Source organism: Geodermatophilus telluris, from assembly GCF_900102745.1.
Taxonomy (GTDB): domain Bacteria; phylum Actinomycetota; class Actinomycetes; order Mycobacteriales; family Geodermatophilaceae; genus Geodermatophilus; species Geodermatophilus telluris.
The window spans coordinates 24,977-42,890 of the sequence record NZ_FMZF01000003.1; the positions used below are offsets into that span (position 1 = coordinate 24,977).

The following is a 17,914-nucleotide window of genomic DNA, read 5'->3' on the forward strand; positions in this document are numbered from 1 at the left end:
GGCCGAGGGGAGGGGGACGGCGATGGCGTCTGCGCCCGTGCCTCCCCTGCCCTACCCCGGGCCGCCGCCGGTGGTCCTGGACGCGTCGCCGGTACCGGCGCTGCCGGCGGGGCTGCGGCCGCCGCAGGTGCTGCTGGCCGTCGGCGTGGTGCTCCTGGTGGCCGCCGGGGTGGCGGGGCCGGCGCTGGTGGGGGCTGGTCCGGCCCGCACCGGGGTGCTGGCGCTCGCTGCAGGAGCCGCCGTCGCCTCCGTGTGGGCCGGGCGCGCCGGCCTGAACAGCACCGAGGAGGCCTGCGCGGCCGCCGCCGCGGCGCTCGCGCTGACCGGCGCCTCGACCGGCGACCGTCCGCTCGACGGCGGGCCGCTGCCCCCGCTGCTGCTCGCGGCCGCGCTGCTGGTCCTGCGGCGGGTGCGCGCCGAGCCGCTGACCTGGCCGCTGGCCGCCTGGGTGGCGTTCCAGGTGGCCGCGCTGCGCTCGCTGGACCTGGCCGCGGCGGGGCTCCCCCGCAGCGCGCTGCTGCTCGCCGTCGCCCTCACCGGCCTCGGCACCACCGTCGTCGCGCGCCGGACGCTGGCCCGGGTGGCGCTGGTGACCGCCGCCCCGTGGTGGGGAGCCGGGGTCGCCGGCGGGCTGGCCACCGCGGCGACCGGTGCGGGTGCCGAGCGCTGGGCGGCGGCCGCGCTCGTCGTGGTCGTGGCGGCCGCCCTGCTGCCGGTGCGGCTGGTGGAGGCGGTGGAGTCGCTGGTGGGCCCGCCGCGGCTGGTGCCGGTGCTGGCGGGCCTGACCGCCGGTGGGGCGGTCGGCGCGGCGCTGTCCACCGACGGCGTGCTGGCGCTGCCCGCGGCCGGGGAGCTGGGCGTGCTGCTCGTCTCGGTCGCCGCGGCGCGGCTCACCGGCTGGCGGCGGGGCGTGCTGCTGCCCGCCGCGGAGGCCGCCGGAGGGGTGCTCGTCGTCCTGGCCGTCGTCCAGCTGGTGGCGGGCGCGCGCTGGGCGGCGCTGGTCGTGCTGCTGCTGCTCACCGCGCTGCCCGCGGCCTGGGTGGCCGCCGTCCGGCGCGACGAGCGCCCGACGGCGGCACCGACCGCGCTCGGCTGCCTGGCCGCGGCGGCGCTGCTGGCCGTGCCGGCCGGCCTGCTCCCGCCGGGCGGGTGCGCGGCGGCGCTCACCGCGCTGTACGCCGCCTCGCTGGCCGTCCGGCCCGGGACGGCCGCCGACGTCCGCGGGCCCACGGGTGCCGTCGGGGCGGTCTGCGCCGCCGCCGCACTGGTCGTCCTGGCCGCCGACCGCTCGTGGGGCCAGCTGGCGGCGCACCTGGCGGTGCAGGGGGCGCTCACCTGGGCGTGGGGCCTGCACCTCGACCGGTCCGCGGGGGACGGGGACACCGTCGGGGAGGACACCGTCGGGGAGGACACGGGCGAGGCGGACACGGGCGAGGCGGACACGTGCCGGAAGGTCGGCGCGGCCGAGGGCGTGGCCGCGGCCTGGACGTGCGCCGCGCTGGCCGGGTCGACGGTGGTGGAGGCCTGGACGCTGCCCGCCGCGGCCGGGCTGCTGCTGGCCGCCGGTCCCCGGCTGCTGGACGAGCGGGAGCCCTCGTGGCCGACGTGGGGTCCAGGGCTGCTCACCGCGGCCGTGCCCTCGACGGTCGCCGCGGTCGTGCTGCCCGGGGCGCTGCGGCCGGTGCTGGTCCTGGGTGCCGCCGCGGTGGTCCTGGCGCTGGCCGGCCGCGAGGCGCTGCGGGCGCCGCTGGTGACCGCGGCCGCCACCGCCGTCGCGCTCGCCGTGGGGCTGGCCGTGGCCGAGCTGCCGCTGCCGGTGGCCGGCGTCCTGGTCGTCGGCGGGGGGCTGCTCGCGCTGGGCGCGCTGCGGGAGTCCCGGCCGGTCGCGGGGTTCGGTGCGCGGCTGTCGGAGATGCGCTGACCGGCCCGCGCCGGGACGGGCACGGACGACGACGGCCCGCACCCCGGGGGGGGGGGGGGGGGGGGCCGGGCGAGACGCGGGACGGGCCCGGCCGCGGGGCAGCCGGGCCCTCCCTCAGACGCGGAAGCCGAGGGCGCGCAGCTGCTCGCGGCCGTCGTCGGTGATCTTGTCCGGGCCCCACGGCGGCATCCAGACCCAGTTGATCCGGATGTCGTCGACCAGGCCCGGGCCGGGGCCGCCGGTGAGGGCCTGGCGGGCCTGGTCCTCGATGACGTCGGTCAGCGGGCAGGCCGCCGAGGTCAGCGTCATGTCGATCACGGCGACGTTCTGCTCGTCGACGTCGATGCCGTAGACCAGGCCGAGGTCGACGACGTTGACGCCGAGCTCGGGGTCGACGACGTCGCGCATGGCCTCCTCGACGTCCTCGAGCAGCGCCGACTTGTACGCCGGCAGCTCGGGGGTGGCGTTCTCGGTGGTCTCGCTCATGCCTGTCCTCCAGTGGGGGTGGCGGCCAGCGCGCGGGCTGAGGCGTCCTTGAGCGCCATCCAGCTCATCAGCGCGCACTTGATGCGGGCGGGGTACTTCGACACCCCGGCGAACGCGACGGCGTCCTCCAGCTCGTCCTCGAGCTCCTCGGCCACGGCCGTGTCGCCCTTGGACTGCATCAGGGTCATGAACGACTCGCCGGTGGCCAGCGCGTCGGTCACCGAGCGGCCGACCACGAGGTCGTACATCGCCGAGACCGAGGCCTGGCTGATCGAGCAGCCCATCCCCTCGTAGGACACGTCGGCGATCGTCTCGCCGTCGAGGTGCACCCGCAGCGTCACCTCGTCCCCGCAGGTCGGGTTGACGTGGTGCACCTCGGCCTCGTACGGGTCGCGCAGTCCGCGGCCGTGGGGGTTGCGGTAGTGGTCCAGGATGATGTCCTGGTACATCGACTGCAGCTGCATCAGGCGGTGGCCTCCTCGGGCGTCACTCCGAAGAAACGCTGCGCGGCCCGCACACCTTCCACGAGCGCGTCGACGTCGTCGTAGCCGGTGTGCACGTAGAACGTGGCCCGCGTCGTCGCCGGGACGCCGTAGCGGCGCACCACCGGCCAGGCGCAGTGGTGCCCGACCCGGACGGCGATGCCGAGGTCGTCGAGGACCTGGCCGACGTCGTGCGGGTGGATGCCCTCCACGGTGAAGGAGACCGCTCCCCCGCGGGCGACGGTGTCCGGCGGGCCGATGACGGTCACGCCGGGGATCGCCTGCAGCTGCTCGAGGGCGTAGGCGGTGAGCGCCTCCTCGTGCGCCTGGACCCTGTCCATGCCGAGGGCCTGGAGGTAGTCGACGGCGGCGCCGAGACCCACCACCTGCGCGGTCATCGGCACGCCGGCCTCGAAGCGCTGCGGCGGCGGCATGAAGGTGCTGCCCTCCATCCGCACGACCTCGATCATCGAGCCGCCGGTCAGGAACGGCGGCAGCGCGTCGAGCACCTCGTAGCGGCCCCACAGGACGCCCACGCCGGTGGGCCCGAGCATCTTGTGCCCGGAGAAGACCAGGAAGTCCGCGCCGAGGGCGGTGACGTCGACCGGCTGGTGCGGCACCGACTGCGCGCCGTCGACCAGCACCAGGGCACCGACCTCCCGCGCGCGGGCGACGATCGGCTCGAGCGGGTTGATGGTGCCGAGGATGTTCGACTGCTGGGTGACCGCGACCAGCTTGGTCCGCTCGTTGACCACCGTGCCGAGGTCGGCGAGGTCGAGCCGGCCGTCGTCGGTGAGGCCGAGCCACCGCAGGGTGGCGCCGGTGCGCTCGCACAGCTGCTGCCAGGGCACCAGGTTGGCGTGGTGCTCCATCTCGGTCACGACGATCTCGTCGCCCTGCCCGACGGCGTACCGGCGGAAGGACGGCTCCTTCGCCGTGGCCGCGTTGGACAGCGCGTAGGCGACGGTGTTGACCGCGTCGGTCGTGTTGCGGGTGAACACGACCTCCTCGACGGCGGCGCCGATGAACCCCGCGATCGTCGCCCGGGCCGCCTCGTAGAGACCGGTGGCCTCCTCGGCGAGCTGGTGCGCGCCGCGGTGCGGGGCGGCGTTGTGGTTCTCGTAGAAGTCGCGCTCGGCGTCGAGGACGCTGCGCGGCTTCTGCGAGGTGGCGCCGGAGTCGAGGTAGACCAGCCGCCTCCCGTCGCGCACGGTGCGCGACAGGATCGGGAAGTCCGCCCGGATCGCCTCGACGTCCAGCGGCAGGGGCTGCTCCTGCGCCCCGGCACCGGGACGCGAGACGGTCTGGGTCATGCCTTCGCGGTCTCCTTCGAGTCCTTGACGTAGGCGGCGTAGCCCTCGTTCTCGAGCTTGTCGGCCAGCTCCTTGCCGCCCTCGTCGACGACCCGGCCGTTGACGAACACGTGCACGAAGTCGGGCGTGATGTAGCGCAGGATCCGCGTGTAGTGGGTGATCAGCAGGACGCCGACCTCCCCCTCCTCGCGGGTGCGGTTGACGCCCTCGGAGACCACCCGCAGCGCGTCGACGTCGAGGCCGGAGTCGGTCTCGTCGAGGACGGCGATGCGCGGCTTGAGCAGCCGCATCTGCAGGATCTCGTGGCGCTTCTTCTCGCCGCCGGAGAAGCCCTCGTTGACGTTGCGCTCGGCGAAGGCCGGGTCCATCTCGAGCAGGTCCATCTCGCTCTTGACGTCCTTGACCCAGGTGCGCAGCTTCGGGGCCTCGCCCTTGACCGCGGTGGCCGCAGTGCGCAGGAAGTTCGACACCGAGACGCCGGGGACCTCGACCGGGTACTGCATGGCGAGGAACAGGCCGGCGCGGGCGCGCTCGTCGACGCTCATGGCGAGGACGTCCTCGCCGTCGAGGGTCACCGTGCCGCCGGTGATCGTGTACTTGGGGTGACCGGCGATCGAGTACGCCAGGGTCGACTTGCCCGACCCGTTGGGGCCCATGATCGCGTGCGTCTCGCCCGACCGGACGGTCAGGTCGACGCCGCGGAGGATCTCCTTGGCGTCGTCACCCTCGCCGACCGTGACGTGCAGGTCGCGGATCTCCAGAACCGACACTTCTTCTCTCGCTCCTCAGTTGCCCGACGCCAGGGGCAGACGGCCGTCGCTCTCGGTGTCGACGAGCACGTCGTCGCCCTGCACGCGCACGGGGTAGACGTCGACCGGCTCGGTGGCCGGCAGGTTGGTGGGCTCGCCGGTGCGCAGGTCGAAGCACGACCCGTGCAGCCAGCACTCGATGATCGGGGCGCCGTCGAAGGTCTCGACGTCGCCCTCGGACAGCGGGACCTCGGCGTGCGAGCAGACGTCCTGCACCGCGTAGACCTCGCCCTCGTACCGGACGACGGCGACGTCGAGATCGGCGAGCTCCACCCGCAGCGCCCCGTTCTCCGGGACGTCGGAGAGCCCGCAGACCCGCTCGAAGGCCATGGGTCAGGCCACCCCGACCGGCTGCTCGACGGTCTGGTCCTCGAGGCCGGGCAGCGCGCCGAGGCGGACCTCGATGGAGCGCATCAGCCGGTCCTGCAGCTCGGGGAGCCCGATCCGCTGGACGACGTCGGCGAAGAAGCCGCGCACCACCAGGCGGCGGGCGGTCTCGGCGTCGATGCCGCGCGAGCACAGGTAGAACAGCTGCTCGTCGTCGAACCGGCCGGTGGCGCTGGCGTGGCCGGCACCCACGATCTCGCCGGTCTCGATCTCCAGGTTGGGCACCGAGTCGGCGCGGGCGCCGTCGGTGAGCACCAGGTTGCGGTTGAGCTCGTAGGTGTCGGTGCCGGTGGCCTGCGGCCGGATGCGGACGTCGCCGATCCACACCGTGCGCGCGCCCTCGCCCTGCAGCGCGCCCTTGTAGAGCACGTTGCTGGTGCAGTTGGGCACCGCGTGGTCCACCCAGAGCCGGTGCTCCTGGTGCTGGGTCTCGTCGGAGAAGTAGACGCCGAACAGCTCCGCCGTCCCGCCGGGGCCGGCGTACTGCACGTTGCTGACCAGCCGGACCAGGTCGCCGCCGAGGGTGACCACGACCTGGGTGAAGGTGGCGTCGCGGCCGACGACGGCGTCGAACTGGCCGGCGTGCACCGCGCCGGGCGCCCACTCCTGCACCGACACCAGCGTCACCTGCGCGCCGTCGCCCACGAGGACGGCGACGCCCCCGGCGTAGCGGGCCAGGCCGCTGTGGTCGAGGACGACGGTCGCCTTCGCGAAGGCGCCGACCTCGACGACGAGCTGGCCCCACACGACGTCGTCCGAGCCGGTACCGGCCAGGCCGAGGGTGACCGGGCGGTCGAGCTGGGCCTCCTTCGCCACGCGGACGACGGCGGCGCCGCCGCTGCGCCGGCGGGCCAGCGCGGCGAGCCGGTCGACCGGCTCGGGCAGGCCCTCGAGCAGCGGGTCGTCGGCGTCGACGTCGGTCAGCTCGACGCCCTCGGGCAGGTCGGTGTCCCACGCCAGGTGGGCGTCCGAGGGGGCGCCGTCGAGCAGCGGGCGGATCCGGCGCATCGGCGTGAAGCGCCACGCCTCCTCGCGCCCGGTGACGGTCCCGAAGGCCTCCGGGTCGGCGGAGGTGAACCGCTCGGCCGGCGAGCCGGTGGGGGTGGTGCCGCCGTGCGAATGCGCGCCCGGGGCGGCCTGCCCGGCGGTGCCGGTGCCGGTGGCGGGCACCGCCGGGGGGCCGGCCTGGGTGCCGACGCCCTCGCCGAACAGCTCGCCGGCGAGGGTGGCCGACTCGGTGGTGAGGCCGGTGGTGCTGGGGGCGTTCTGGTCCGGCATCAGCCGACGGCACCTTCCATCTGCAGCTCGATCAGGCGGTTGAGCTCGAGGGCGTACTCCATGGGCAGCTCGCGGGCGATCGGCTCGACGAACCCGCGGACCACCATCGCCATGGCCTCGTCCTCCGAGAGGCCGCGGCTCATCAGGTAGAAGAGCTGGTCCTCGCTGACCCGGGAGACGGTCGCCTCGTGGCCCATCGCGACGTCGTCCTCGCGGACGTCGACGTAGGGGTAGGTGTCCGACCGGCTGATCGTGTCGACCAGCAGGGCGTCGCACTTGACCGTCGACTTCGAGCCGGACGCGCCCTCGTCGATCTGCACGAGGCCGCGGTAGGAGGTCCGGCCGCCGCCGCGGGCCACCGACTTGCTCACGATGGTCGAGGAGGTGTTGGGCGCGGCGTGCACCATCTTGGCGCCGGCGTCCTGGTGCTGGCCCTCGCCGGCGAAGGCGATGGACAGCACCTCGCCCTTGGCGTGCTCGCCGGTCATCCAGACCGCCGGGTACTTCATGGTGACCTTGGAGCCGAGGTTGCCGTCGATCCACTCCATGGTCGCGCCCTCGTGGGCGATCGCCCGCTTGGTGACCAGGTTGTAGACGTTGTTCGACCAGTTCTGGATGGTCGTGTAGCGGCAGCGCGCGTTCTTCTTGACGATGATCTCGACGACCGCGGAGTGCAGCGAGTCCGACTTGTAGATCGGCGCGGTGCAGCCCTCGACGTAGTGCACGTAGGCGCCCTCGTCGACGATGATCAGCGTCCGCTCGAACTGGCCCATGTTCTCGGTGTTGATCCGGAAGTAGGCCTGCAGCGGGATCTCGACGTGCACGCCCTTCGGCACGTAGATGAACGAGCCGCCGGACCACACCGAGGTGTTCAGCGCGGCGAACTTGTTGTCGCCGGACGGGATGACCGTGCCGAAGTACTCGCGGAACAGGTCCGGGTGCTCCTTGAGGGCGGTGTCGGTGTCGAGGAAGACGACACCCTGCTCCTCGAGGTCCTCGCGGATCTTGTGGTAGACGACCTCGGACTCGTACTGGGCCGCGACACCGGCGATCAGCCGCTGCTTCTCGGCCTCCGGGATGCCCAGCTTGTCGTAGGTGTTCTTGATGTCCTCGGGCAGCTCGTCCCACGAGGCGGCCTGCGCCTCGGTGGAGCGCACGAAGTACTTGATGTTCTGGAAGTCGATGCCGGAGAGGTCCGACCCCCAGTCGGGCATGGGCTTGCGCTCGAAGAGCTTGAGGGCCTTGAGACGGCGCTCGAGCATCCACTCGGGCTCGTTCTTCCGGCGCGAGATGTCCCGGACGACGTCCTCGTCCAGGCCGCGGCGGGCGGAGGCCCCGGCGACGTCGGCGTCGGCCCAGCCGTACTGGTAGCGGCCGAGCTGCTCGATCTGCTCGTCCTGCGTCAGCGGCGTGCCGGTCACCGGCTGCTGGGTGCTGGTCATGCGGGCGTCCTCTCCCGGTCGCTCGTGGGGGTGCTGCGGGTGGTGCTGGTGGACGGGGCGGGGCGCGGGACCCGCGCCGCCCGCTCACCGGGTACAGGGCCGGCGGGGGGAGTTCTGTTCCCCGCGCCGGTGTGAGACAGGACCTCGTCCCCCTCACCCCTCGCACGCTCGGGGTGAGCCTCGGGACGAGGCCGCCACTGCCCAGGACCGCGTCGCGGGGGCCCGGGGATGTGGGTGGTGCAGACGCCGTCGCCGTGGGCGATGGTGGCCAGCCGCTGGACGTGCGTGCCCACCAGCCGGCCGATCACCGCCGTCTCGACCTCGCACAGCTGCGGGAACTCGGCCGCCACGTGCGCCACCGGACAGTGGTGCTGGCAGAGCTGGCCGCCGCTGGCGATCGCCGAGGCCGAGGCAGCGTAGCCCTCGGCGGTGAGCGCCTCGGCCAGGGCCCGGGCACGGTCGACCGGGGCGCCGGACGTGCGGGCGACGGCGTCGGAGGCGCGCTGCTCGAGCCCGGACAGCTGCGCCTCCGCGACGGCGCGGACGGCGTCCGGCCCGCCGGAGGCCGCGACGTACCGCAGCGCGGTCAGCGCCAGGTCGTCGTAGGCGTGCGCGAAGCCGGAGCGCCCGGCGTCGGTCAGGTGGAAGCGCCGGGCGGGCCGGCCCCTCCCCCGCTGGGCAGCGCTCGCGGCCCGCTCCTCGACCCGGCCGCGGGCGGCGAGGGCGTCGAGGTGCCGCCGGACGGCCGCCGGGCTGATGCCCAGCCGGCCGGCGAGCTCGCTGGCCGTCTGCGGACCGTGCTCGAGGAGCAGCGCGGTCACGCGGTCGCGGGTGCGGACGTCGTCGGCCCGCACCGCCCCCACCTGTCCCGCGCTGGTTTCCACAACACGATTGTGTCCTATTTCGGGGACCCCGCAAGGAAGGTCGCCCTAACCCACCGGGCCCCTGACCGCGCTGGTCAGGGGCCCGGTGGGCGACGTCACACCGGCGGGCTCAGGACCGGGCGGCCCCGGCCACCTCACCGGCCACCGCGAGGTCGAGCCGCCCGTCGCGGACGCCGACCTCGACCGTCCGGCCGGCACCGGCGCGGCCGTCGAGAAGCAGCCGGGCCAGCGGGTTGTCGACCTCCCGCTGGATGGCCCGGCGCAGCGGACGGGCACCGAACTGCGGCTCGAAGCCGCGCTCGGCGATCCAGGCGACGGCCTCGTCGCTGAAGCGCACCTCGATGCCCTGCGCCGACAGCCGGCGGCGGGTCTCGTCGAGCAGCAGCCGGGTGATCTGCTGCAGCTGCTCGCTCTCCAGCTGCTGGAACACCACGATCTCGTCGATCCGGTTGAGGAACTCCGGCCGGAACGACTCGCGCAGCCGCCGCAGCAGCCGGTCGCGCAGGCCGGCGTCCGCGGACGAGCCGTCCCCGGTGCCGAAGCCGAGCGGGGTGTTGCGGCCCTGGATCAGCTCCGACCCGAGGTTGCTCGTCATGATCAGCACGGTGTTCCGGAAGTCCACCGTGCGGCCCTGCGAGTCGGTGAGCCGGCCGTCGTCGAGCACCTGCAGCAGGGTGTTGAAGACGTCGGGGTGCGCCTTCTCGACCTCGTCGAGCAGCACCACCGAGTACGGCCGGCGGCGGACGGCCTCGGTGAGCTGGCCGGCGTCCTCGTAGCCGACGTACCCGGGCGGGGACCCGACGAGCCGGCTGACGGTGTGCCGCTCCTGGAACTCGCTCATGTCCAGCCGGACCATCCGGTCCTCGTCGCCGAACAGCGCCTCGGCCAGCGCGCGGGCCAGCTCGGTCTTGCCGACGCCGGTGGGGCCGAGGAACAGGAACGACCCGATCGGCCGGTCGGGGTCGCCCAGGCCGACGCGCGAGCGGCGCACCGCCTCGGCGACCACCCGCACGGCGTCGTCCTGGCCGACGACCCGGCCGTGCAGGTGCTGCTCGAGGTCCAGCAGCCGCTGCACCTCCTCCTGCGTCAGCTGCGCCACCGGGATGCCGGTCTGGCGCGACACCACCTCGGCGATGTCCTCGACGCCGACCTCCGGGACGCCGGACTGCCCGCCGCCGGTGCGCGCCTGCTCCAACCGCCCCTGCGCCTCGGCGAGCTGGTCGCGCAGCTCCGAGGCCCGCTCGTACTGCTCACCGGCGACGGCCTGGTCCTTCTCCCGCTGCAGCCGCTCGACCTCCTGCTCCAGGCCGCGCAGGTCGGTCGGCGGGGTCTTCACCCGCCGCCGCACCCGGGCGCCGGCCTGGTCGATGAGGTCGATGGCCTTGTCCGGCAGGTGCCGGTCGGTCACGTAGCGGTCGGAGAGCTCCACCGCGGCGCGGATCGCGTCGTCGGTGAACCGCACGCCGTGGTGGGCCTCGTAGCGGTCGCGCAGGCCGCAGAGGATCTGCACGGCGTCCTCGGCGTCGGGCTCGGCCACCAGGATCGGCTGGAACCGCCGCTCCAGGGCGGCGTCCTTCTCGACGTGGCGGCGGTACTCGTCCAGCGTCGTCGCGCCGATGACGTGCAGCTCGCCGCGGGCCAGCGCGGGCTTGAGCATGTCGCCCGCGCCGCTCGACCCCTCGGACGAGCCCGCGCCGACGACGGTGTGCAGCTCGTCGACGAAGACGATGACCTCGTCGGAGTGCTCGCGGATCTCGTCGATGATCTTCCTGACCCGCTCCTCGAAGTCACCGCGGTAGCGGGTGCCGGCGACCAGGCCGGTCAGGTCCAGCTCGACCAGCCGCCGTCCGCGCAGCGTCTCGGGGACGTCGCCCTCCACGATCTGCGCGGCGATGCCCTCGACGATCGCGGTCTTGCCGACGCCGGCCTCGCCGATGAGCACCGGGTTGTTCTTGCGCCGCCGGGACAGCACCTCGACGGTCTGCTCGATCTCGGACTCGCGGCCGATGACCGGGTCGATCCGGCCGTCCCGGGCCATCTGCGTCAGGTCGCGGCCGAACTCGTCGAGGGTCGGGGTGTTCGACGGGGGCTGCGCCGGCCCGCCGCGGCCGGTGCCACCGGGCTGGGGCCCGGCCGTGGCGGCCTGCTGCAGCGCCTCGGGGGTGACGCCGCGGTCGCGCAGGGCCCGCCCGCCCGGGGAGTCGGGGTGCACGGCGAGGGCGAACAGCAGGTGCTCGGGACCGATGTAGGTGGAGCCCAGGGCCCGGGAGACCCGGTGGGCGTCGAGCAGCGCCCGCTTGGCGGCGGGGGTCAGCGACGGCGGCTCGTCGCGGGGCTCGCCGCGGTGCAGCTGCGGCTCGAGCTGGCCGCGCAGCTGGTCGGGGTCGACGCCGCTGCGGGCGAGGAACTGCCGGGTCGTCTCGTCCCCGGTCATCGCCCACAGCAGGTGCCCGGTGTCGAGGTCGGTGCTGCCGGTGGCCACGGCCTGGTGCGCCGCGGCGTTGACCAGCTGGCGGGCCTGCTGGCTGAGGAACTGGGTGATGTCCACGCGCTGCCGCTGCGGCTGCTGGCCGCCGAGGAAGCGGGCGAAGAAGTCGTCGAAGGGGCTCCCGTAGGGGCCCGGGTAGTAGGGGCTGGTCATGCCTCACGTCCAAGGGGAGTCGGATCGGTCGGCGGCGCCCCTCCGGGGAGGGCTCCCGCTGGGACCCCCGTACCCGGATGCGCACACCGACACCGGGAGCGGCGCGGTGGCCGCTCGTGCCCGGTACAGCGCGGGGGGCGCCCGCGGCCTTCCGCGGTGTGATCCGCCCTGAGCGAACCGGGACCGCCCGTCCCCGCGGCTAGCATCGGGACGTGCCGGTCTCCTCCTCGCTGGTCTCGCGGGTCGCCCTGGTCAACCTGGTCGCCAACGGGGCGATCGTCGTCACCGGGGGCGCCGTCCGGCTGACCGGTTCGGGCCTGGGCTGCCCCACCTGGCCGCGGTGCACCGACGCGAGCTTCGTCGCGACGCCGGAGCTCGCCGGGCACGGCGTCATCGAGTTCGGCAACCGGCTGCTCACCTTCGTGCTCGCCGCCGCCGCCATCGCCCTGGTCGTGGTGGTGTTCCGCTCCGCACGCCGCGACCTGCGCCGGCTGGCCGTCCTCGCGTTCCTCGGCATCCCGGCGCAGGCGCTGCTGGGCGGGGTGACCGTGCTCACCGGCCTCAACCCGTGGACGGTGGCCGCGCACTTCCTGCTGTCGTCGGTGCTGGTCGCCCTCTCCACGGTGCTCTGGCTGCGCTCCCGCGAACCGGGGGTCGGCCGGCCGGTCGTGCGCCGTCCGCTCGACCTGCTGGTCGGCGGCATCGCGGCGGTGACGGCGGCGGTGCTGGTGCTGGGCACCGTGGTCACCGGCAGCGGCCCGCACAGCGGCGACCTCGACGAGTCCGGGGCGCCCTCGGGCGGGCGGATGGGCTTCGACCCCGAGACGGTCAGCCAGCTGCACGCCGACGCGGTGTTCCTGCTCGTCGGGCTGACCGTCGCGCTGCTCCTGGCGCTGTCCGCCACCGACGCCCCCGGACGGGTGCGGCGGGCCGCGCGCGACCTGCTCGTCGTCCTGCTGCTGCAGGGCGTCGTCGGGTTCGTGCAGTACGTCACGCACCTGCCGGTCGTGCTGGTGCTGCTGCACATGCTGGGCGCGGTGCTGGTGACCGCCGCCACCGCCCGGCTGGTCTGGTCGGTGCGCGGCCCGGCCAGCGAGCAGCCCCTCGACAGCCCCGCCGTCCCCACGGCCGCCGCCCGCTGACCCGCGTGGTCCTCGGCAGCCCCGGCCCCGGGCGGTGAGCGGGCGGAGGAGCGCGTCGGCGTCGGGGGTGGGGCTCCGCTCGGAGCGCGGCCCGGTCCTCGTCGGCGTGATGCTGTCGACGGCGCTGGTGGCCATCGACGCCACCGTGATCGCCACCGCCGTCCCGTCGGTGGTCGCCGAGCTCGGCGGGTTCGCCGAGTTCCCGTGGCTGTTCTCCGTCTACCTGCTCGCCCAGGCGGTCACCGTCCCCGTCTACGGCAAGCTGGCCGACCTGTTCGGCCGCAAGCCGGTCATGCTCGCCGGCATCGGGCTGTTCCTGCTCGGGTCGGTCCTCTGCGGCGCCGCCTGGAGCATGGGCTCGCTGATCGCCTTCCGGGCGGTGCAGGGTCTGGGCGCCGGAGCGGTGCAGCCGATGTCGATGACGATCGTCGGCGACCTGTACTCCCTCGAGGAGCGGGCCCGGGTGCAGGGCTACATCGCCAGTGTCTGGGCGGTGTCCTCGGTGGTGGGCCCGACGCTGGGCGGGGTCTTCTCCGAGTACGTCAGCTGGCGCTGGATCTTCTTCGTCAACGTGCCGCTGTGCCTGGTGGCCGCGGCGGCCATCGGCCTGCGCTTCGCCGAGCGGGTCGACCGGCGGCGGCCGCGCTTCGACCACACCGGCGCCGCGGTGCTCACCGTGGCCCTCACGCTGCTCGTCCTCGGCCTGCTCGAGGGTGGCCAGGCGTGGGCGTGGGGCTCGCCGCAGGGCGTCGCCGTGCTCGGGGGCGGCGCCGTCCTGCTCGGCGTCTTCGTCCTCGTCGAGCGCCGGGCGGCCGACCCCGTCGTCCCCCTGCGGCTGCTGCGCAGCCGGCTGCTCGTGGCCACCAACGTGGTGTCGGCCTGCGTCGGTGCGGTCCTGCTGGGGCTGACGTCCTACGTGCCCACGTTCGTGCAGGACGTGCTGGGCACCGGGCCCCTGGTCGCCGGGTTCGCGCTGGCCGCGTTGACCCTCGGCTGGCCGATCTCGGCGTCCCTGGCCGGCCGGGTCTACCTGCGGATCGGTCTGCGCGCCACCGCCTGCCTGGGCGCCGCCGTCGTCCTCACCGGCTCGGCCCTGCTGCTCCTGCTCGACGGCTCCTCCGGCGTCCTGCAGGTCGGCGCGACGGTGTTCGTCATCGGCCTGGGCATGGGCCTGACGGCGGCCCCCACGCTCATCGCCGCGCAGGCGGCGGTCGGCTGGCAGCAGCGCGGCGTGGTCACCGGCAGCAACATGTTCTTCCGCTCGGCGGGGAGCGCGGTCGGGGTCGCCGTCTTCGGCGCGGTGGTCAACGCGACGGTCGGCGGGTCCGGCGCGGAGGGCGAGGGGGTGACGCCGGAGGCGCTCACCACCGCGGTGCAGCACGTCTTCCTCGGGACGGCGGTCCTGGCCGCGGTGCTGCTGGCCGCCGCCCTGCTCATGCCGCGCGACCGCGGCGGGGCACCGGCCACCGTGACCGGCCCGACCGGGGCCGCCGCCGGCTGAGCCTCCGGCACCGACCGGCGGGCGCGGGCGGCCACCGCACGTCGACCTGCTGCTGCCTCACGCGTGCACGAGGCAGCAGCAGGTCGACACCGCACGGTGTCGGTGCGCCGGAGGGCGGGGCCTCAGACCAGGACGTCGACGGCGATGGCGATCGACAGCAGCGTCATGTGCGTGATCGACACCGAGAACAGCCGCATCGGCCGGTCGGGCAGCGCGCTGCGGATGCGGCCGAGCCACTGGTGGGACTCGGCCACGTACCACGCGCCGAGCAGCCCGCCGCCGATGGCGAAGGCCCAGCCCAGCACCGGGCTGACCGAGCCCATGAGCAGCGTGGCGCCCAGGGTGGCCCAGGCCCACGCGACCGACTGCCGGCCGACGCTGGCCGGGCCCGCGACCACCGACAGCATGGGGACGCCGGCGCGGGCGTAGTCCTCCCGGTACCGGCTGGCCAGGGCCCAGAAGTGCGGCATCTGCCAGCAGAAGACGACGGCGAAAAAGGCCAGCGCGGGCCAGTCGAGCGAGCCGGTCACCGCGGCCCACCCGATGAGCACCGGCGCCGCCCCGGGGAAGGCCCCGAAGACGGTGTTGTGCACGCTCCGGCGCTTGAGCACCATCGTGTAGACGACGGAGTAGGCGAGGATCGCCACCGCGGCCAGCGCCGTGGCGAGCGGCGTGGTGGCCACCCAGAGCAGGGCCAGCGACGCGGCGGCGAGGACCAGCCCGAAGACCAGGGCCGCCCGCGGCGACACCACCCCGGACGGGATCGGCCGGCCCTGCGTGCGCGACATCAGCCGGTCGATGTCGCGGTCGTACCAGCAGTTGAACGTGTTGGCCGCGCCGGCGGCGAACATCCCGCCGACCAGCGTGGCGCCCACCAGCGACCAGGAGGGCCACCCGTCGGCCGCCATCATCATCGCCGGCAGCGTCGTCACCAGCAGCAGCTCGACGAGCTTCGGCTTGGTCAGCGCGACGTAGGCGCCCACCACCTCGGTCAGGCGGCGGGCGGGGACGACCGGCCGCTCGGAGACCGCCGTCACCGGACGACCCCCCTCGCGCGCGCACTCGGGCGGCAGGGCACCACCGGGCAGGACGGCAGCACGGAGGTCCCTTCAGACCGGCGACGGAACGGCTCCCACTGTAGCCCGCGGCCCTCCGGCCGACCGGCCGGGATGACTAGGGTTCGGTCACGTTGACGCTGCGCGGACAGCGGGTAGGGCCGTCGTCGACGACGACGGAGGTCTCGGGTCGCCGACGCCCTGAGGCCCGGGCGCCCGGCCGGGCACCGCACCGCGTCACCCGCCCGGGAGCACGGGACACCGGTCCCCCGGACGGCCCCCCGACGGCCGACCTCGAGGAGCACCGCCCGACATGACCAGTCAGGCCAACGACACGAAGAGCACGGAGTCCGAGGCTCCCGCCGAGGCCGCCAGCGACTCCCCCACCGGCTCGCCCCGCCAGCCGCACCCGACGCTGCCCGAGGGCTTCGGGGACCTCGACCGCCGCGCCGTCGACACCGCCCGCGTGCTGGCGATGGACGCCGTGCAGAAGGTCGGCAACGGCCACCCGGGCACCGCGATGAGCATGGCGCCCACGGCCTACCTGCTCTTCCACAAGTGGCTGCAGCACGACCCCACCGACCCGAACTGGGTCGCCCGGGACCGCTTCGTGCTGTCGATGGGCCACTCGAGCCTGACGCTGTACGTGCAGCTCTACCTCGCCGGCTACGGCCTCGAGCTCGAGGACCTGCAGGCCCTGCGCACCTGGGGCTCGAAGACCCCCGGCCACCCCGAGGTCAACCACACCCCCGGCGTGGAGACGACGACCGGCCCGCTGGGCCAGGGCGTCGGCAACGCCGTCGGCATGGCGATGGCCGCCCGCCGCGAGCGCGGCCTGCTCGACCCCGACGCCCCCGAGGGCGAGAGCCTCTTCGACCACACCATCTGGGCCTTCGCCTCCGACGGCGACCTGGAGGAGGGCGTCAGCGGCGAGGCCTCCTCGCTGGCCGGCACCCAGCAGCTGGGCAACCTGGTGCTCGTCTACGACGACAACCGGATCTCCATCGAGGACGACACCAACGTCGCCTTCACCGAGGACGTCGGCAAGCGCTACGAGGCCTACGGCTGGCACGTGCAGCACGTCGACGACGGCGAGGACCTGGCCGCGATCGACGCCGCGTTCGCCGCCGCCAAGGCCGAGACGTCCCGCCCGTCGATCATCGTGCTGCGGACGATCATCGCCTGGCCCGCGCCGAACAAGCAGAACACCGGCGCCGCGCACGGCTCCGCCCTCGGCGACGACGAGGTCCGCGCCACCAAGGAGGTGCTCGGCTTCGACCCGGGGCAGACCTTCCAGGTCGACGACGAGGTGCTCGCCCACGCCCGCTCGGTGGTCGACCGGGGCCGCCAGGAGCACGCCGAGTGGCAGCAGCGCTTCGACGCGTGGGCCCGCGAGAACGGCGAGCGCGCCGCCCTGCTGGAGCGGATGCGGGAGCGCCGGCTGCCCGAGGGCTGGGCGCAGGACCTGCCCACCTTCGACGCCGACCCCAAGGGCGTGGCCACCCGCAAGGCGTCGGGCAAGGTGCTCGCCGCGCTGTACCCGGTGCTGCCCGAGCTGTGGGGCGGCTCGGCCGACCTCGCGGAGAGCAACAACACCGCCGTCGAGGGAGAGCCGTCGTTCCTGCCGGCCAACCGCCAGACCAAGATGTGGAGCGGTGGCCCCTACGGGCGCACGCTGCACTTCGGCGTCCGCGAGCACGCCATGGGCGCGATCATGAACGGCATCGCGCTGCACGGCGGCACCCGCGTCTACGGCGGGACCTTCCTCACCTTCTCCGACTACATGCGCGGCGCGGTGCGGCTGGCCGCGCTCATGCAGCTGCCGGTCACCTACGTGTGGACGCACGACTCGATCGGCCTCGGCGAGGACGGCCCGACCCACCAGCCGATCGAGCACTTCGCCGCGCTGCGCGCCATCCCCGGCCTCGACGTCGTCCGCCCGGCCGACGCCAACGAGGTCGCCGTCGCCTGGCGGACGGTGCTCGAGCACAACGACCGCCCGGCCGGCCTGCTGCTGTCGCGGCAGAACCTGCCGGTGTTCGACCGCTCGCAGACGGCCTCGGCCGAGGGCGTGGCGCGCGGCGCCTACGTGCTCGTGGACGCCTCGACCGGGCAGCCCGAGGCGATCCTGCTGGGCACCGGCTCGGAGGTGCAGATCGCCGTCGCCGCCCGCGAGCGGCTCGAGGCCGACGGCGTGCCCACCCGCGTGGTGTCGGTGCCGTGCGTCGAGTGGTTCGCCGAGCAGGACCAGGCGTACAAGGACGAGGTGCTCCCGCCGTCGGTCCGCGCCCGCGTCAGCGTCGAGGCCGGCGTCCCCCAGGGCTGGCGGGAGTTCGTCGGCGACGCCGGCCGCATCGTGGGCCTGACCCACTACGGCGCCAGCGCCGCCTACTCGGTGCTCTACGAGGAGTTCGGCCTCACCGACGAGGCCGTCGTCGCCGCGGCCCGCGAGTCGATCGAGGCCGCCGCCTCCGGGAACGCGGTCCCCGCGGGCCCGGTCGCCGCGACCGGCGGCCTCCCCCACCCGACCGGCGACCGCTGAGGCCCCCGGCCCAGTCACAACGGAAGGCAGA

General features: G+C 74.6%; 14 protein-coding genes. 4 read left to right on the plus strand and 10 right to left on the minus strand.

Annotated elements, in window-relative coordinates; all coding sequences use genetic code 11:
- Window positions 1–22: 22 nt before the first annotated feature.
- A complete protein-coding gene (locus BLQ97_RS10625; protein ID WP_139173575.1) occupies window positions 23–1,921 on the plus strand; it encodes an SCO7613 C-terminal domain-containing membrane protein in 1,899 nt (632 codons plus the stop codon).
- 114 nt (window positions 1,922–2,035) lie between these two features.
- Here the strand turns inward: BLQ97_RS10625 and BLQ97_RS10630 are convergent, their stop codons facing one another.
- From BLQ97_RS10630 to BLQ97_RS10670, 9 genes are all read right to left on the minus strand, one after another.
- Complete coding sequence (locus BLQ97_RS10630) at window positions 2,036–2,407, minus strand: metal-sulfur cluster assembly factor (protein WP_091365867.1); 372 nt, start codon at window positions 2,405–2,407, stop codon at window positions 2,036–2,038.
- A complete protein-coding gene (sufU, locus tag BLQ97_RS10635) occupies window positions 2,404–2,871 on the minus strand; it encodes a Fe-S cluster assembly sulfur transfer protein SufU (protein ID WP_091365868.1) in 468 nt (155 codons plus the stop codon). Before sufU ends, BLQ97_RS10630 begins: the two co-directional genes overlap by 4 nt.
- On the minus strand, window positions 2,871–4,202 hold the full coding sequence (locus tag BLQ97_RS10640) for a cysteine desulfurase (RefSeq protein ID WP_091365869.1): 1,332 nt from the start codon (window positions 4,200–4,202) through the stop codon (window positions 2,871–2,873). Before BLQ97_RS10640 ends, sufU begins: the two co-directional genes overlap by 1 nt.
- Complete coding sequence (sufC, locus tag BLQ97_RS10645; RefSeq protein ID WP_091365870.1) at window positions 4,199–4,972, minus strand: Fe-S cluster assembly ATPase SufC; 774 nt, start codon at window positions 4,970–4,972, stop codon at window positions 4,199–4,201. Before sufC ends, BLQ97_RS10640 begins: the two co-directional genes overlap by 4 nt.
- 15 nt (window positions 4,973–4,987) lie before the next feature.
- Window positions 4,988–5,341: a non-heme iron oxygenase ferredoxin subunit gene (locus tag BLQ97_RS10650; protein WP_091365871.1), complete on the minus strand. Its 354-nt coding sequence runs from the start codon at window positions 5,339–5,341 to the stop codon at window positions 4,988–4,990.
- Between the two features lie 3 nt (window positions 5,342–5,344).
- Window positions 5,345–6,676 (minus strand): Fe-S cluster assembly protein SufD, encoded by a 1,332-nt coding sequence (gene sufD / locus BLQ97_RS10655; protein ID WP_091365872.1) that lies wholly within the window; start codon window positions 6,674–6,676, stop codon window positions 5,345–5,347.
- Window positions 6,676–8,118 (minus strand): Fe-S cluster assembly protein SufB, encoded by a 1,443-nt coding sequence (gene sufB, locus BLQ97_RS10660; RefSeq protein WP_091365873.1) that lies wholly within the window; start codon window positions 8,116–8,118, stop codon window positions 6,676–6,678. The genes sufD and sufB overlap by 1 nt, the downstream gene beginning before the upstream one ends.
- Window positions 8,115–9,002: a helix-turn-helix transcriptional regulator gene (locus BLQ97_RS10665; protein ID WP_175471683.1), complete on the minus strand. Its 888-nt coding sequence runs from the start codon at window positions 9,000–9,002 to the stop codon at window positions 8,115–8,117. Before BLQ97_RS10665 ends, sufB begins: the two co-directional genes overlap by 4 nt.
- Before the next feature lie 109 nt (window positions 9,003–9,111).
- A complete protein-coding gene (locus BLQ97_RS10670) occupies window positions 9,112–11,643 on the minus strand; it encodes an ATP-dependent Clp protease ATP-binding subunit (protein WP_091365875.1) in 2,532 nt (843 codons plus the stop codon).
- 212 nt (window positions 11,644–11,855) lie between these two features.
- Between BLQ97_RS10670 and BLQ97_RS10675 the strand changes: the two genes are divergently transcribed.
- Both BLQ97_RS10675 and BLQ97_RS10680 read left to right on the plus strand, forming a co-directional pair.
- A complete protein-coding gene (locus BLQ97_RS10675) occupies window positions 11,856–12,785 on the plus strand; it encodes a COX15/CtaA family protein (RefSeq protein ID WP_091365876.1) in 930 nt (309 codons plus the stop codon).
- A gap of 67 nt (window positions 12,786–12,852) precedes the next feature.
- A complete protein-coding gene (locus BLQ97_RS10680; RefSeq protein ID WP_245692072.1) occupies window positions 12,853–14,286 on the plus strand; it encodes an MDR family MFS transporter in 1,434 nt (477 codons plus the stop codon).
- A gap of 122 nt (window positions 14,287–14,408) precedes the next feature.
- Here BLQ97_RS10680 and BLQ97_RS10685 read toward each other — a convergent pair whose 3' ends face one another.
- The gene (locus tag BLQ97_RS10685; protein ID WP_091365877.1) at window positions 14,409–15,323 is read right to left on the minus strand and encodes a heme o synthase; all 915 of its coding nucleotides are present in this window, start codon (window positions 15,321–15,323) and stop codon (window positions 14,409–14,411) included.
- A 331-nt stretch (window positions 15,324–15,654) separates the two neighbouring features.
- Between BLQ97_RS10685 and tkt the strand changes: the two genes are divergently transcribed.
- The gene (gene tkt, locus BLQ97_RS10690) at window positions 15,655–17,883 is read left to right on the plus strand and encodes a transketolase (RefSeq protein ID WP_091365878.1); all 2,229 of its coding nucleotides are present in this window, start codon (window positions 15,655–15,657) and stop codon (window positions 17,881–17,883) included.
- Window positions 17,884–17,914: the final 31 nt, after the last annotated feature.